Below are 15985 nucleotides of genomic sequence, written 5' to 3'. Positions count from 1 at the left end.
CGGCTCCGATCTGAGTGTGTCTATTGTCCTGCCGACACTTTACCGTGCCGAACGCCGCGGCGCTGGCAGGCCCCGTTCTGCCGCGGTCACCGCGCCGCGCCCCGCAGCCTGTCCACTGCCAACCGGCCTGCTCCCACCACATCGGCGGCGGGCAGGGAATCGGGATCGATGACCGCCGACACGGCCACCTCGCCGCCGGTCACCAGCTCGGTGTCCGCTGGCAGGCCCCGTTTGAGCAGCGCCAGCGCGATCGGACCCTCGTCCACGTGCTCCACGACAGTGCCCACCCGCCCGACGGCGCGGCCACCGGCCAGCACCGGGTCTCCGGTGGCGGGTCGATCAGTGGCGCCGTCGAGATGGAGCAGCACGAGCATGCGCGGCGGTTTACCCAGGTTGTGCACCCGCGCGACGGTCTCCTGGCCGCGGTAGCAGCCCTTGTCGAGGTGCACCGCCGAGCCGATCCAGCCCACCTCGTGCGGAATCGTGCGCTCGTCGGTGTCCACGCCCAGGCGGGGCCGCAGCGCCGCCACCCGGTGCGCTTCGTATGCCCACACCCCTGCACGCCTCACCCCGGCGGCCTCCAGTCGCTGCAGGTAGGACTCCGCCTGGTCGCGCGGTACGACGAGGTCGAACTCGTCCACGGTGCCCGCCAACACGCGGAGGAACCCGCCCTCCGGCAGGGGGATGGCCGTGCCCGGGACCGGCAGCGCCGGCACACCCATTGCCGCCAGCACTGCCGCTCCGGACACCTCGGGTCCCAGCAACGACAACACCGCCAGGTCCGACGTGTCCACCACGACGTCAGCCCAGAACACCATCCTGCGCAGGAAGGCCAGCAGCGGCTCGCCCCGCCACGGTTCGGTGTCGAGGATCGTGACGCCGTCGAGCTGTGTCTGCACCCAGTGATCCTCGACCCGCCCTTGCCCGTCCAGGTTGAGATTCTCCGTCACCGCGCCGTCGGGCAGATCACTGACGTGCTGGCTGGAGATCGTGTGCAACCAGCTCCTGCGCTCCGCTCCGGTGAGCTGCAGCACGGCGCGGTGCGACCGGTCCACCACGATCGCCGCGCGCGTCGCCGCGCGCTGCTCGCCCAGTGGATCGCCGTAATGCCAGACCGCGCCGGCGTCGGGCCCGTTCTCGGGCGCTGGGACGGCGGAGGTGTGCACAGACATGCCTCAACTCTACGAGCCTGCGGCTTTCCGGCGCCGCTACGCTGATGCCCCATGGCCGGACTCAGTGTGGTGGTCTCCCTTGACGGTGTGGTCTGCGATCCGTCAGCTCCGCTGCTGCACGCCGACGAACTCGCCGCCGTGCGCGGCGACGGGATCTTCGAGACCCTGCTGATCCGCGAGGGCAGGCCTTGCCTACTGGAGGCGCATCTGGCGCGGCTGGCGCATTCGGCGCAGCTGATGGACCTGGCCGCGCCCGACCTTCCGGCGTGGCGATCGGCGATCGAGTTGGCCGTCACCCGATGGCTCGCCGGCGGCGGCGGCGAGGGCGTGCTGCGCCTGCTGTACAGCCGAGGTCGCGAAAGCGACCCCCGCGGTACGTCTTACGCGACCATCGGTCCGCTGGCACCCCGCGTCGCCGAGGCGCGCCGCGCCGGCGTCGCCGCGCTGACGCTCGACCGCGGACTCGCCTCGAACGCCGACGAGAACCTGCCGTGGCTGGTCGCGGGAGCCAAGACGCTGTCCTACGCCGTCAACATGGCCGCGCTGCGGCACGCCGAGCGGCACGGCGCCGGTGACGTCGTGTTCGTCAGTACCGACGGATACGTCCTCGAAGGTCCCCGCTCCACGGTCGTCATCGCGACGACGTCCGACGACGGGCGCCCCTGCTTGCTGACGCCGCCGCCCTGGTATCCGATCCTGCGCGGCACGACGCAGCGGGCGCTGTTCGAGGCGGCGCGAACCGCCGGCTTCGACTGCGACTACCAGGCCCTGCGGCCCGCAGACCTGATGACCGCGCAGGGGGTGTGGCTGGTGTCGAGCATCACGCTGGCGGCGCGCGTGCACACCCTCGACGGCACTGCGCTGGCGCCGGCACCGATGGCCGCCGACATCGCCGCGCTGATCGACGCGGCGATCCTCAGTGATCGCTGAGAGATTAATTCCCTTGTCGCGCAGCCAGAGCGCGAGTACCTTCGCCTGTACACAGGGAAGGAGGTGGTCCGACAAATTGAGTGACTTATGGACATGTGAGGTGGCTGCGAGCTAGCAGCGCCGGGGAGCGCTTGACGCCTACTGCGCGCGCTGGCGAATTCCCCGCAGCCACCCGGCCCCCGAGCCCCTTGGTTGAGTCCGACCGAGGATGACGGCTCGGGGGCTGCTCCGTTTCTGGGGCCGGGCCGTTCTAGGGCTGGGCCGGCGCGCCCGGCCCGGGCGCCAGTGACGAACAGTCCCGCATCGCTGCTTCCCACTTCGCGGGATCGACGCCGGCAGGAGGACCTGTCACCGGCCCCGGCGCCTTCGGCATGCCGTGCTGGCTCAGGCAGTACGCGAGCGACCCGTGCCCGACGCTCGGAGACGCCGTGGTCGACGGCGGGGGTTCCTGCTGGGCGGGAGAGGAGCACGCCGCGGAGCACGCCATGGTCATACTCGCCGCGCACACCACCGCGGCCGTTGCGCGCCGCACTAACCGACGAACCGAGCCAGGCGGGCGGACAGGTGCGGAACCAGACCGCCGTCCGCGTCGACCCGCTCTTCCACGTAGGCGAGATCGCCGCCGTCGACGATCCCGTAGAGACGCTTCGCTCCGCCGACCAGAATTCCCGACTTGCTCCGCGCCAGCGCGTCGGTGACCAATTCCCATGAGGACTGATTGAGTGGCCGACCGTAGAACAACTCCACGTAGCCGGCCGAATGCGCCAACAGCAACTCGATGGCCTGCGACTCACCGGGATCACCGGGGTCGTTGACGAAGCGCCAGAATCCCGTCTCGCGCAACGTCGGTCCGTCGTAGTCGCCCTCGTCGGTCAGCCGCCAGGAGCGCGCCTCCCAATTGAGGTAGTCGGCCCCGTCATGAGAAACCACGATCTGCTGGCCGAAGCGATAATCGCCGTGCGAGCCGCGACCCTCGCCCTCCCCACGCCACACCCCGACCAGTGGCAGCAGCGCCAGCAGCCGATCGTCGAGATCGGCGCCCTCGCGCAAGTTGGCGGTATCGGCGGGCACCGGCAGATCCCCGAAGGCCGGAATGTTGCGCGCGGCGGTCCGCCGGGCGCGCTCGGCAGCAGCGGCGACCGCCTCGTCGCCAGAAGTCACGACTCGTCGGTGATCAGCCGGTACAGCGCGTACAACGCGAACCACGTGATCACCACGACGGCCGCGACGAGCAGGAGTTCGTAGAACAGCACCACGCAGGAGAGTCTAGCTTCTGCCCATCGGGGCGCAGGAGTCAGCTGACCTTGCTCTCCCACTCCGGGCAGAAGGCCCCGGTGGCCGCGCCGACGAAGTAGCCGGCCTGGTAGTCCGACCAGTCGGTGACGCTGGTCAGGTCGGCGACCTCCTGCTCGAAGGTGGCCCCGTTTTCCCAGTCCTGGCAGACCGCACGGCCGGTGTCGAGCACCTGCTGGGTCTTGTCCGAGGGCCAGGTGATGCCACCCTTGCCGATCACCGTGAGGAAATCGCCCTCGGGATCCGCGAGGGCAGCGGGCGCGCTGATGACACCGACCGTGGCGAACGCAGCGGCCGCAGCAAAGGCGATGGTGATCTTCATAGTCGGGTCCTCGAAAGGTGTGGCCCACGCGGGCGCGCGGGCAGTGCACCTATCGTCGCCGACGGCAGCTCAACGCGCAGCGATTTCACAGCAAGATCAAAGCGATCGAGCGAGGAGTCGCGCCGGACGTGATGGCGCGACTCCTCGGCGTCGCCTGCGCTGCGAGCTGTGTCCTACGCGACGTCCTACGCGACCTTGACGTCGACCTCGTGGATGCCCGCTCCCGAAGGCGCCACGGTGGCGTCGCCGTTGCCGGCCTTCGACAGTGCGCGCAGCGTCCACGTGCCCGGCGCAGCGAAGAACCGGAAATCACCGGTGGCCGACGCGACGACCTCGGCGGTGAACTCGTCGGAGCTGTCGAGCAGGCGCACGAACGCCCCGCCGACCGCCTGACCCGAGCCGTCCACGACACGGCCGGTGATGACCGTTTCCTTCTCCAGGTCGACGCTCGCGGGCAACGTCAGTCCTTGCTTCGGTGCAGAGCACATATCAACTTCCCAACTCGATCGGGGCGCCCACCAGGGAGCCGTATTCCGTCCAACTGCCGTCGTAGTTCTTGACGTTCTTGTGTCCCAACAGCTCCTGCAGCACGAACCAGGTGTGCGACGAGCGCTCCCCGATGCGGCAGTAGGCGATGGTTTCCTTCTCACCGTCCAACCCGGCGTCGGCGTAGAGCTTGGCCAGGTCCTCGTCGGACTTGAAGGTGCCGTCCTCGTTGGCGGCCTTGCTCCACGGCACGTTGATGGCCGACGGGATGTGACCGGCGCGCTGGCTCTGCTCCTGCGGCAGATGCGCCGGCGCCAGGATCTTGCCGGAGAACTCGTCGGGCGAGCGCACGTCGACCAGGTTCTTCTCCCCGATCGCCGCGATGACCTCATCCCGGAACGCGCGGATGCTGTTGTCGGGTGCCTGGGCGGTGTAGCTGGTCTCGGGCCGCTTCACCGCATCCGTGGACAGGGGCCGCGCATCGAGCTCCCACTTCTTGCGGCCACCGTCGAGCAGTTTGACGTCGGCGTGGCCGTACAGCTTGAAGTACCAGTAGGCGTAGGCGGCGAACCAGTTGTTGTTGCCGCCGTAGAGCACCACCGTGTCGTCGTTGGCGATGCCGCGCTCCGACAGCAGCTTCGAGAACTGCTGCTGGTCGACGAAGTCGCGCTTGACCGGATCCTGCAGATCGGTCTTCCAGTCGAGCCGGATCGCGCCCGGGATGTGCCCGGTGTCGTATGCGCTGGTGTCTTCGTCGACCTCGACGAAGACGGTCTTCGGCGCATCGAGATTGCTCTCGGCCCAGTCTGCTGTGACCAGGACGTCGGAGCGTGCCATGGAGGAAATCCTTTCGACTACGAGTGAGTGGGTTTGAGGCGGAGGAACAACGGATAGAGCTGGCAGCCCAGGCAGATGCCGAAGGCTGCGTTCAGGAAAGCGGCCGCAAGCGCCAGACCGGTGGCCACCAGCCCGAGCGTCGGCGACCCGGCGAGGAAGGCTGCGACACCGGCGACCGCGAAGAGCAGGCCGACCAATTGGGCGAACTTCAGCGGAGCCACCGGCTCCCGCTCCGTCACGGGACCCAGCCGCGGAGCGACGAGCGCCGAGAACACGAGACCGTACGGGTGCCGACGGGGACCGACCGTGGCGCCGAGCGCGAACACGACCGCCTGGGCGGCGAGGACACCGGCGGCCAGCGCAGTGCTGACCGTCGACACGAGCAGAGTCGCGACCAGCACGCCGGTGGTGATCCACGCGACGAATCGCGGACCGCGAACGTCGACCTCGGTCGGTGCCGGGTGCTGTGTGATCTGCGAGACGTGCGACATGAAAATGCTCCTGTTGTCTGGACTGGCTGGTGCGGCTCGCGACGAGACCGCCGGGGAGCGCGACGCCGAGACCGGCGCGGCTACCTAGCAGCTACAACAACAGCAACAACCCGCAACGCGGCACAGATCGACTGCGCGGCGCTTGGTGAGCCTGAGCTCGACACGGGCTGACACGGCTGACAGCTTACCGAACGACCACGTGATCAAGCCAACAGCGGCAGCAGAGCGGACCGCAGGTCAGCGGCTGTCGGAACGCCGGACGCCCGATACCGCTGGCGTCCTTCGGCGTCGAAGACGAACGTCGTCGGCAGAGACAGCACGGAAAGACGGCGCGCGGCTTCGGGATTGGCGTCCATGTCGATCTCCACGTGCGCCACTGCCGGCAGGTCGGCGCACACCTGATCGACGACGCGGCGGACCCCGGCACACGGACCGCACCACACCGCCCCGAAATGCAGGACCGTCGGACCGGTACCGGACAGGCCCAGCTCGCTGGTGTCCACGGCAGGCGAATCCGCGGACGGGGTCACCGAACCCGCACGTGAGGTCAGCAGCCTGCCGATGACGAACGCGGCGCCGAATGCCGCGATCAGCACCGCGATCACGGTGATCCAGGAAGCACTCATGACATCCTGAACTCATTCAGGGGCACCGTTACTCCCTCGGTGATGCCCTCGATGATCAGGTCCGAGCCGCGGGCGCCCTCGCTGGTCGGCGCGACTCCGAACGGCAACTTCTGTCCCGGCATCTCCGTGGAGAAAGCGGCCAGCACGGCGGGCAGCTTGTCCGCCGGGACGTCCTGATCGGCCGTACCCGGACCGGTCAGCACGCCCGTCGCCGTCATCGTCAGCGTCGTCTGGTCGGGCCCTGTCACCGACAGGTCCACCGCGATGCTGACGCGCTGATCGACCCCGGCCTGACGCGGAGTGCCGGTGAACACGACGCCCTTGTTGCTGGAAATACCGGACTCCGTGGTGCCGCCGGTCGAGTCGTTGGTCTCCCGGGTGGGCGCTTCCACCAGCAGATCGGGGATGCCCATGAAGCGTCCGACGTGGGTGGAGTCGATGATGATCCGGCTTTCCAGCTTGCCGATGGGCAGGGTGGCGTCGGGGGCGATCAGCCAGGAATCGCCGAGATCCACCGAATGGAGGGTCGCTTCCAGCGAGGCCTTGCCGACCACGGCGTGATCAACGCCACTGGCCTTGATCTCGACTTCGTTGTAGTGGTGATCGGCCGCCTGCGTCAGGAACGGGAACCCGAGGATCGCCACCGACGGGTCCCACTGCAGATCCGCGGCCGTCCGCACGCTCCTGGCCAGGCGATACTCGGCGTAGATCGCTGATCCGAAGTCGATTCCGAGCGCGCCGAGGAGAACCACGACCACCGTCGCGATGGCACCGATGACGAACCTGCGCACGCCGACATTGTTGCCCACACCGCCGGCGTCCCACGTTCGGCGCGGCTTAAGAGCAGGTGGCACGCTATCGTTAGGAAGCCATCGGCCGGGTAACGGCCGTATGTCAGGTATGAATCTGGGAAGTCACCGCGCGACAAAGACGTACCGGCGAGGTCCCGGATGATCTCCACGGCGCTGGAGGGGACAGTTGGACCTACTGCTACTGACTGTTGACCCGCATCCTGAATCCGTCCTGCCCTCGTTGTCGCTGCTGGCGCACAATGTCCGGACGGCGCCCACCGAAGTGTCGTCTTTGCTGGAAGCCGGAACCGCGGATGTGGCGATCGTCGACGCCCGCACCGACCTCGCCGCCGCGCGCGGCCTGTGCCGCTTGCTCGGTACCACCGGAACGGCCGTGCCTGTGGTCGCTGTCGTCAACGAGGGCGGCCTGGTGGCCGTCAACGTGGAATGGGGGCTGGACGAGATCCTGCTGCCCAGCACCGGACCGGCGGAGATCGACGCGCGGCTGCGGCTTCTCGTCGGCCGACGCGGCGGAATGGCCAACCAGGAGAACGTGGGCAAGATCAGCCTCGGGGAGCTGGTGATCGACGAGGGGACGTACACGGCGCGACTGCGTGGACGCCCTCTCGACCTGACCTACAAAGAATTCGAGCTGCTCAAATACCTGGCCCAGCACGCCGGCCGGGTGTTCACCCGGGCGCAACTGCTGCAGGAGGTGTGGGGGTACGACTTCTTCGGCGGCACCCGCACGGTCGACGTGCACGTGCGACGGCTGCGGGCCAAGCTCGGCACCGAATACGAATCGCTGATCGGCACCGTACGCAACGTCGGTTACAAAGCGGTCCGGCCCGCGCGGGGACGGTCGGCCGCCGCGGAGTCCGATCTGGCCGAGGACATGGACGACGACCCGTACGACGACGACGTCGACATCGCGGGCGGCACCGACGGCTCCGTCGTCGATGCCCTGCACCACGCCGACATCCCCGCGACGCCCGCCGACGCGCTGCGCAGAACGTGACGGCGATCGACTGGCGCGAGCGGCTGACCGACCACGAACAGCACCTCATCCGCGAGTTGATCTCCGCGGCCTCGCACACTGACGGGATCGCACCCGTCGGGGACCAGGTACTCCGCGAACTCGCCCACGACCGCACCCGGCATCTGCTCGCCCGGGACGGCGACGACGTGCTCGGCTACCTCAATTTCGCGCCTGCCGGCGACGGCGCTCCCGCGATGGCAGAACTGGTCGTGCACCCCGAGGCGCGGCGACGCGGCATCGGTTCGGCGATGATCGGCGCCGGCCTGCCCGCCGGCGGTCCGGACGCCCGCATCTGGGCGCACGGCAACCTCGCGCCTGCCCGAGCCACCGCCGCGGCGCTCGACCTCGCCGTGGTGCGCGAGCTGTGGCAGATGCGGCGCAGCCTGGCCGACCTGCCACCGACGCCGGCACCGGCCGGGGTGCGGATCACCACGTACTCGGGACCGGCAGACGACGCAGACCTGTTGCGCGTGAACAACGCCGCGTTCGCCTGGCACCCCGAACAGGGCGGCTGGACCGACGCCGACATCGCGGAGCGACGCGACGAATCGTGGTTCGACCCGGCCGGACTGTTCCTCGCGCACGACACCACAAGTGGGGATCTCCTCGGATTCCACTGGACCAAGACACATTCCGACACGTTGGGCGAGGTGTACGTGGTGGGGGTCGACCCGTCCGCGCAGGGGCGCGGTCTGGGCGCTGCGCTCACCCTCACCGGCTTACACCACCTCGCACACCGGCTGACTGCCGCGGGCCGGGACGCCGAGGTGATGCTCTACGTCGAATCGGACAACGCCGCTGCGGTGAAGACCTACCGACGATTGGGTTTCGAGGTCGCGACCGTCGATGCCGCCTACAGTCGCCCTACCAGCTACCACCTGTGAAATCGCTGTACCTGTTCACCTCCCGTTCACTCGTCATCCGCAGTACGTCAACTACCGGCGCATAGCTTGCCGGGTGAGCTCGGAGCCGTACCGGCCACCGACACACGCGGACGACGAAAGTGGGATCAGTGAAGCGCAAGAGCATCGGCAAGACGTTCGGCACGACGGTCTCGGTCGCGGCGGTCGCCGCGATCACCCTCGCCGGATGCGGCAGCGACAACAACACGCCGTCGGCAGGCTCGGACTCCTCGTCCGCGTCGGGGAGCAGCTCCGCCCCGGCCGACTGCGGTGGCAAGAACTCGCTGACCGCCGAAGGCTCGACCGCCCAGCAGAATGCCGTCGCGCTGTTCAACCAGGTCTGGGGCCAGAAGTGCCAGGGCAAGAACCTGTCCTACAACCCGACCGGATCCGGGGCGGGCCGTGAGCAGTTCATCGCCAACACCGTCGACTTCGCCGGCTCGGACTCGGCGCTCTCGGGTGACCAGGTGGCAGCCGCTGCGCAGCGGTGCGGCGGCAACCCGGCCTGGAACCTCCCGCTGGTGTTCGGACCCATCGCGATGGCCTACAACCTCGAGGGCGTCGACAAGCTCGTGCTCAACGGCGACACCCTCGCCAAGATCTTCCAGGGCCAGATCACCAAGTGGAACGACCCGGCGATCGCCGCGCTGAACAGCGGAGCGACCCTGCCGGACACGGCGATCACCCCGATCTACCGCTCCGACTCCTCGGGCACCACCGACAACTTCCAGAAGTACCTCAAGGCCGCCGCGCCGGAGACCTGGACGAAGGACGCCGGCAGCGAGTTCAACGGCGGCGCCGGCGAGGGCGCCTCGAAGTCCGCCGGCGTCACCCAGGCCGTGCAGGCCACACCCGGTTCGATCGGCTACGTCGAGAAGGGCTTCGCCCAGCAGGCAGGGCTGCCGATGGCCCAGATCGACACGGGAGCCGGCGCGGTCGAACTGACCGACGAGACCGCAGGCAAGGCGATCGACGACGCGAAGTTCGCCGCCGATGGCAACGACCTGATCCTCGACCTGAATTCGCTGTACGGGACCAAGGAAGCCGGCGCCTACCCGTTGGTGTTGGCCACCTACGAGATCGTCTGCTCGGCCGGGTACGACCCCGAGACCTCCGCAGCGGTCAAGTCGTTCCTGACCGTGGCCGCCAACGACGGTCAGGGCGGGTTGTCGAGTGCCGGCTATGTGCCGCTGCCCGACAAGTTCAAGGAGCGCCTGCTGACCTCCATCGAGGCCATCAAGTAGCCAGACGCGCGCTGGCGCGGTAGCACGTTCGAGGCGAGGATGGGTGCCACACACCGATGACGTTCAACAGTATCGAGAAGGGCTCTGACGGGACTTCTGTGACTATCCCCAATCCGACAGGCTCGGGGTCGGGTGAGACCTTGGCCGAACCTCACCCCGAGCCGACGCCACTGTCCACCGACCCCTCGCGGCGCGGCGTGGTGCGCCTGGGCGACCGGATCTTCCGTGGGCTGGCCGAGGGCTCGGGCGTGCTCATCGTCGCGATCATCGCCGCGATCGGCATTTTCCTGCTCTGGCGGGCGATCCCCGCGCTGGCGCGCAACGAACAGAATTTCTTCCTCTACGGAGGAAACTGGATCACCACCGACACCTCGGCGATGCAGTTCGGCATCCTGGACCTGCTGCAGGTCACGGTGTTCGTGTCGGTGTTCGCGCTGGTGCTGGCGATGCCGATCGCTCTCGGCATCGCCATCTACCTGACTAACTACGCACCCAAGCGGGTGGTCGGCCCGCTGGCCTACATGGTGGACCTGCTCGCCGCGGTGCCGTCGATCATCTACGGCGTCTGGGGCCTCTACGTGCTCGCGCCGGTGATCAGGCCGGTGGCGGTGTGGCTCAACGAGAACCTCGGGAGCTGGTTCTTCCTGTTCGCGTCGGGCAACGCTTCGGTCGCCGGTGGCGGCACGATCTTCACCGCCGGCATCGTGCTGGCGGTGATGATCCTTCCGATCATCACCGCCGTCACGCGCGAGGTGTTCGTGCAGACCCCGCGCGGACAGATCGAGGCGGCGCTCGCTCTCGGCGCGACGCGCTGGGAGGTGGTCCGCACGACGGTGCTGCCGTTCGGGATGTCGGGGTACATCAGCGGCGCGATGCTCGGCCTGGGCCGCGCGCTGGGTGAGACGATCGCGCTGCTGATCATCCTGCGCGGCACCCAGTCGGCGTTCGGCTGGACGCTGTTCGACGCCGGCTACACCTTCGCCAGCAAGATCGCCGCTGCCGCATCGGAATTCAACGACCAGTACAAGGCGGGCGCCTACATCGCGGCCGGTCTGGTGCTGTTCATCCTGACCTTCGTGGTGAACTCGCTGGCGCGCGCCGCGGTCTCCGGAAAGGACCGGTCTGCATCATGAGTTCGCCGACACTGGACCGCCCCGTCAAGTCGCCGACGTTCCAGGGCGTCAGCACGCGCCGCAAGGTCACCAACAACGTGGCGACCGTCCTGGTGACCACCTCGGTGATCATCGCGCTCGTGCCGCTGCTCTGGGTGCTCTACACGGTGGTGGCCAAGGGGATCGGTGTCATCACCTCGAGTACCTGGTGGCTGAACTCCCAGGCGGGCATGACCGCGTTCGTCGCCGGTGGGGGTGCCTATCACGCGATCGTCGGCAGCCTTCTGCAGGCCGCCGTGTGCGCGGTCATCTCGATCCCGATCGGCGTCTTCGTCGGCATCTACCTCGTCGAGTACGGCGGCGGCACACGGTTGGGCAAGCTCACCACCTTCATGGTCGACATCCTCACCGGTGTGCCGTCGATCGTCGCGGCACTGTTCATCTACGCACTGTGGGTGGCGACGCTGGGGTTCGAACGGTCGGGCATCGCCGTGTCGCTGGCGCTGGTACTCCTGATGATCCCGGTGATCGTGCGGTCCACCGAGGAGATGCTCCGCATCGTCCCGATGGACCTGCGGGAAGCCAGTTACGCACTGGGCGTGCCGAAGTGGAAGACGATCGCGGCCATCGTGATCCCGACCGCGCTGTCGGGCATCGTCACCGGCATCCTGCTGTCGCTGGCCCGCGTGATGGGCGAGACGGCGCCGCTGCTGATCCTGGTGGGGTACTCGCAGGCCATCAACTTCGACATGTTCAGCGGGTTCATGGGTTCGCTGCCCGGCATGATGTACGACCAGACCTCCGCCGGGGCCGGGGCCAATCCGGTGCCCACCGACCGCATGTGGGGCGCCGCGCTGACGCTGATCATCGTCATCGCGCTGCTCAACGTCGGTGCCCGTTTCATCGCCAAATTCTTTGCGCCCAAGAAGGTTTAGGAGACTGCTGTGGCCAAGCGACTCGATCTCAAAGACGTCAACATCTACTACGGCAGCTTCCACGCCGTCGCCGACGTGTCGATGTCGGTGCCGCCGCGCAGCGTCACCGCGTTCATCGGACCGTCGGGCTGCGGCAAGTCCACCGTGCTGCGCACCCTGAACCGGATGCACGAGGTCATCCCCGGCGCCCGCGTCGAAGGTTCGGTTCTGCTCGACGGTGACGACATCTACGGTGCCGGTGTCGACCCGGTCGGGGTGCGCAAGACCATCGGTATGGTCTTCCAGCGCCCGAATCCGTTCCCCACCATGTCGATTCGCGACAACGTGGTTGCCGGCCTGAAGCTCCAGGGCGTGCGCAACAAGAAGACGCTCGACGAGGTGGCCGAGCGGTCGCTCAAGGGCGCGAACCTGTGGACCGAGGTGAAGGACAGGTTGGACAAGCCCGGCGGCGGGCTCTCCGGTGGCCAGCAGCAGCGGCTCTGCATCGCCCGGGCGATCGCCGTGCAACCGGACGTGCTGCTGATGGACGAGCCGTGCTCTGCCCTGGACCCGATCTCGACGCTGGCGATCGAGGATCTGATCGCCGAGCTGAAGCAGGACTTCACGATCGTGATCGTCACCCACAACATGCAACAGGCGGCCCGCGTCAGCGATCAGACGGCGTTCTTCAACCTCGAGGCGACCGGCAAGCCGGGCAAGCTGATCGAGATCGACGACACCGAGAAGATCTTCTCCAACCCGACGCAGAAGGCGACCGAGGACTACATCTCGGGCCGCTTCGGCTGACCGAATCACCCCGACAGAGAGCGAGCCCCCCGGAGAGAATTCCGGGGGGCTCGCTCGCTGTCGGAAGCTGTCAGCGCGGGGCCGGTAGCTCCTCCTCTTCGGGGGCGTGCCCGGTCACCTGGAAGATCACCCGGCGCGCGATCTCCACGGCGTGATCGGCGAAGCGCTCGTAGAAGCGGCCCAGCAGCGTCACGTCGACCGCCGCCGCGACCCCGTAGCGCCACTCACGGTCCATCAGCACGGTGAACAGGTGCCGGTGCAGGTCGTCCATCGCGTCGTCTTCTTCGCGGATGCGTGCTGCTTTCTCCGGGTCGCGGGTGATCAGCACCTCCTGAGCGCTGTGGCCGAGTTCGACGGCCACCCGGCCCATCTCGGCGAAGTAACCGTTGACCTCTTCGGGCAGCGCATGCTGGGGGTGACGACGCCGGGCGATCTTGGCGACGTGCAGGGCCAGCGCGCCCATCCGGTCGACGTCGGCGACGATCTGGATCGAACTGACGATCGCGCGCAGGTCCCCGGCCACCGGGGCCTGCAGCGCCAGGAGCACGAATGCGCTCTCTTCGGCGCGCACGCTCATCGCGACGATCTGTTCGTGGTCGGTGATCACCTGTTCGGCCAGCGCCAGATCGGCTTGCAGCAGGGCTTGTGTGGCGCGCTCCATGGCAACGCCCGCCAGCCCGCACATCTCGCCGAGCTGGGTGGACAGGGCTTCCAGCTGCTCGTGGTACGCGGTACGCATGATCAAAAGCCTACGGGTTACCTGCGCAGATCGTCACGAGCCGGCCGGTGAACGCCAGGTGAATGGCGCTTGCTATTCGCAGGACGTGTCGGCGGCGTTGGTGATGGTCAGGTCCTCGGGGAGCTCGCTGGCGGCGTTCTTGGAACCCCGCAGGACGTGCACCTTGACCGTGGCGCCGCTCGGCATGGGCGTGCCGACCGCAGAGAAGTCCTTACCCAGCACCACCTGCACGACGTCGCCGAGGCCGCTGGACCGCTCGATGGTCGGGTCGGGGAACGACGAGGCCACCGTTGCGGCCGCCTTTTCGTTGCCGGGGGAGAAGAACACCGTGGTGTGGTCCAGCGGACCGGGGTAGTCGTCGGGATCGGTGATGTTGAAACCGTGGGTGCGCAGTGCATCGGCGGCGGTCGAGGCCAGGCCGGCTTCCGACGTGGAGTTCGACACCTGCACCGTCACGTCCGCGGGGTCGGTCGCCACGGCCTCGATGACCTCGCCGTCGTTGGGCGTCGGAGACGCAGGTGCACCGTTCGCCGGCGACTCGGGTGTGCCCGGGACCGGGGTGTTGTCGGCGTTGCGCTCTTCGGGCAGCGGGTCGTCGTTGATGATCGCGTCGAACAACGCGCGCATGTCGTCGGTGCGGGGGATCTCGTTGCCGTAGTCGTCGGCGTAACCGACCGTCGGCACGGTGACGAAGGTGATCCTGCCCGCGTTGACGCCCTGCACCGATTGACCGAGGTCGACGAGGTCCTTCGTGTCGAGGTTGTCGACGTAGCTGTCGTTGATGAACATGTTGACGACGTTGTTGAGCTTGGACAGCGAGAAGAACGTGTCCTTGGAGATCAGTGAGCGCAGCAGCGACGACAGGAACCGCTGCTGCCGTTTGATGCGCCCGTAGTCGCCATTGGTCTCGGTGGTCACCTGCCGTGCACGCACGTAGTTCAGCGCGGTGTGCCCGTCGACGATCTGACGACCGGCTTTGGCCAGCACGGTGCCGAGCTCGTAGTCCTCGATGGGCGTCGTGCTGCACACCTCGACGCCGCCGAGCGCGTCGACCATCTTGGAGAAGCCGGCGAAGTCGACGGCCATGAATCGGTTCACGTGCAGGCCGGACAGCTTCTGGATGACCTTGACCAGGCATTTCGGGCCGCCGACGGCGAATGCGGAGTTCAGCTTGTATTCGGTGTAGGCCTCTTCGGGTCCCCAGGACTCGGTCTGGTCGTCGTAGATCGGCCCGTACTGGCGGGTCTCGGGGTTCCAGACCTCGCACTTCATCGGCTCGATCTTCAGGTCGCGGGGAAAGGACACTGCGACGACGCGTTTGCGGTTGGCCGGGATGTTGACCAGCATCACCGTGTCGGACCGGGCACCGGCCGCATCCTCGGTGGTGCCCGCGCCCATCTCGCTGTTGTCGCCGATGCGGGTGTCCGTGCCGACGATCAGGAAGTTCTCGTCTCCGAACTGAGCGTTGGGGTCGACGATGTCGCGGGAGTCGGGGTCGAGTGCCGAGACGCGGTTGAGCAGGTTGTTCTTCGATGACTGCCACTGCCAGGCGCCGCCGGTCAACACCAGGGCCAGGACTGCGACCAGCGCCGCCACGACTCGTCCCGCGATGACGCTGCGACGGTGCCCTGCGCGCTGCGGCTTCGGCTCCTCACGCATCGCGGCGGCTGTCAGATCCGGTAACTCCGAGGTGGGGGAGTCCAGGACGGGCAGGATCGTGGTGTCGAACTCGTCGGCGGGGTAGGGCTCGGGTTCGCGGTCGCGCGCAGGTTCTGGATCGGTGCCGGCCTCGGGATCGACCTCGGGTTCGGCCTCTGGTTCAGCACGGTGGCGGGTGGGCGCGGGGATCGGGGCCTCGCCGTGAATCTTCGCGATCAGGTCGGCGACGGTGATCGGCGCGGGTTCGCCGTCACCCCGGTTGGAGGCGGCGGAGTCCTCGTCGGAGGGGTCAGTTCCCCGCTCCCACGGCGCGGCGCCTGGTGCCGGCCGCTGCGATCGGGTAAGCCATTCGTTGTCGCGGTTCGGTTCGTCGGGATCCGGGCGGCCGCGAGTGGCGTGATCACCGTCACTCATCGTCTACCGGCCTTTCAGCTCCCATTGCTCCACAGGCGTCTCGGCGGTGCTGACGCGCACCGCGGGTGAACGCCGTCTCCGACTCGATAAGCACTGATCCCGGCTGGGCGTGATGAGCCGGGTACATCTGCCATTCGCTGGCATCTCATCGTACTGAGACATCCTGGGAGAGAGCCAGCCGACCGAAGTCCTCGGGCGAGGATCGAT

At 67.8% G+C, this 15985-nt stretch carries 18 protein-coding genes; 7 read left to right on the top strand and 11 right to left on the bottom strand.

The features are described 5' to 3' along the window. Positions 1-86: 86 nt before the first annotated feature. Complete coding sequence (locus MHN84_RS04640; RefSeq protein WP_241203448.1) at positions 87-1172, bottom strand: folate-binding protein YgfZ; 1086 nt, start codon at positions 1170-1172, stop codon at positions 87-89. A 51-nt stretch (positions 1173-1223) separates the two neighbouring features. On the opposite strand from MHN84_RS04640, the gene MHN84_RS04635 reads away from it, so the two are divergent. After that, positions 1224-2102, top strand: coding sequence for an aminodeoxychorismate lyase (locus tag MHN84_RS04635; RefSeq protein WP_241203447.1), 879 nt, complete (start codon positions 1224-1226; stop codon positions 2100-2102). 531 nt (positions 2103-2633) lie between these two features. Here MHN84_RS04635 and MHN84_RS04625 read toward each other — a convergent pair. From MHN84_RS04625 to lmeA, 8 genes are all read right to left on the bottom strand, one after another. Next, complete coding sequence (locus MHN84_RS04625; protein ID WP_241203445.1) at positions 2634-3263, bottom strand: FABP family protein; 630 nt, start codon at positions 3261-3263, stop codon at positions 2634-2636. Between the two features lie 133 nt (positions 3264-3396). Continuing rightward, the gene (locus MHN84_RS04620) at positions 3397-3717 is read right to left on the bottom strand and encodes a DUF732 domain-containing protein (protein ID WP_241203444.1); all 321 of its coding nucleotides are present in this window, start codon (positions 3715-3717) and stop codon (positions 3397-3399) included. A gap of 185 nt (positions 3718-3902) precedes the next feature. Beyond that, positions 3903-4205 carry a DUF1416 domain-containing protein gene (locus MHN84_RS04615; RefSeq protein ID WP_241203443.1) on the bottom strand — a complete coding sequence of 101 codons (303 nt, stop codon included), beginning with the start codon at positions 4203-4205 and terminating at the stop codon, positions 3903-3905. A gap of 1 nt (position 4206) precedes the next feature. Then, entirely contained in the window at positions 4207-5040 is an 834-nt protein-coding gene (locus tag MHN84_RS04610; protein WP_241203442.1) for a sulfurtransferase, read from the bottom strand. A 17-nt stretch (positions 5041-5057) separates the two neighbouring features. Then, positions 5058-5531, bottom strand: a complete 474-nt coding sequence (locus tag MHN84_RS04605) for a DUF4395 domain-containing protein (protein WP_241203441.1) — start codon at positions 5529-5531, stop codon at positions 5058-5060. Positions 5532-5615: 84 nt separating this feature from the next. Next, complete coding sequence (locus tag MHN84_RS29960) at positions 5616-5705, bottom strand: Ms5788A family Cys-rich leader peptide (RefSeq protein ID WP_374238313.1); 90 nt, start codon at positions 5703-5705, stop codon at positions 5616-5618. Between the two features lie 29 nt (positions 5706-5734). Further along, a complete protein-coding gene (locus MHN84_RS04600) occupies positions 5735-6157 on the bottom strand; it encodes a thioredoxin family protein (protein ID WP_241203440.1) in 423 nt (140 codons plus the stop codon). Continuing rightward, complete coding sequence (gene lmeA / locus MHN84_RS04595) at positions 6154-6966, bottom strand: mannan chain length control protein LmeA (RefSeq protein ID WP_241203439.1); 813 nt, start codon at positions 6964-6966, stop codon at positions 6154-6156. The genes MHN84_RS04600 and lmeA overlap by 4 nt, the downstream gene beginning before the upstream one ends. Positions 6967-7135: 169 nt before the next feature. Here lmeA and MHN84_RS04590 point away from each other — a divergent pair, with 169 nt between their 5' ends. The 6 genes from MHN84_RS04590 to pstB all read left to right on the top strand — a co-directional run bounded on the left by MHN84_RS04590 (position 7136) and on the right by pstB (position 12966). Then, positions 7136-7966 (top strand): response regulator transcription factor, encoded by an 831-nt coding sequence (locus tag MHN84_RS04590; RefSeq protein WP_241203438.1) that lies wholly within the window; start codon positions 7136-7138, stop codon positions 7964-7966. Next, positions 7963-8871, top strand: a complete 909-nt coding sequence (gene mshD / locus MHN84_RS04585; RefSeq protein ID WP_241203437.1) for a mycothiol synthase — start codon at positions 7963-7965, stop codon at positions 8869-8871. The genes MHN84_RS04590 and mshD overlap by 4 nt, the downstream gene beginning before the upstream one ends. 128 nt (positions 8872-8999) lie before the next feature. Next, a complete protein-coding gene (gene pstS, locus MHN84_RS04580) occupies positions 9000-10133 on the top strand; it encodes a phosphate ABC transporter substrate-binding protein PstS (protein WP_241203436.1) in 1134 nt (377 codons plus the stop codon). Positions 10134-10189: 56 nt separating this feature from the next. Further along, the gene (gene pstC / locus MHN84_RS04575) at positions 10190-11266 is read left to right on the top strand and encodes a phosphate ABC transporter permease subunit PstC (protein WP_241203435.1); all 1077 of its coding nucleotides are present in this window, start codon (positions 10190-10192) and stop codon (positions 11264-11266) included. Then, positions 11263-12180, top strand: a complete 918-nt coding sequence (gene pstA / locus MHN84_RS04570; RefSeq protein WP_241203434.1) for a phosphate ABC transporter permease PstA — start codon at positions 11263-11265, stop codon at positions 12178-12180. The genes pstC and pstA overlap by 4 nt, the downstream gene beginning before the upstream one ends. 9 nt (positions 12181-12189) lie before the next feature. Next, positions 12190-12966, top strand: coding sequence for a phosphate ABC transporter ATP-binding protein PstB (gene pstB, locus MHN84_RS04565; protein WP_241203433.1), 777 nt, complete (start codon positions 12190-12192; stop codon positions 12964-12966). Between the two features lie 70 nt (positions 12967-13036). On the opposite strand, the gene phoU is transcribed toward pstB, so the two are convergent. Beyond that, complete coding sequence (gene phoU / locus MHN84_RS04560) at positions 13037-13705, bottom strand: phosphate signaling complex protein PhoU (RefSeq protein ID WP_241203432.1); 669 nt, start codon at positions 13703-13705, stop codon at positions 13037-13039. A gap of 72 nt (positions 13706-13777) precedes the next feature. Further along, positions 13778-15778, bottom strand: coding sequence for an LCP family protein (locus MHN84_RS04555; protein ID WP_241203431.1), 2001 nt, complete (start codon positions 15776-15778; stop codon positions 13778-13780). Positions 15779-15985: the final 207 nt, after the last annotated feature.

Origin of the sequence: Mycobacterium sp. PSTR-4-N (assembly GCF_022348085.1) — a bacterium.
In the GTDB taxonomy this organism is placed as follows: Bacteria; Actinomycetota; Actinomycetes; order Mycobacteriales; family Mycobacteriaceae; genus Mycobacterium.
The sequence above is the reverse complement of the archived record's forward strand: the minus strand, read 5'-3'. Positions and strand labels throughout refer to the sequence as shown.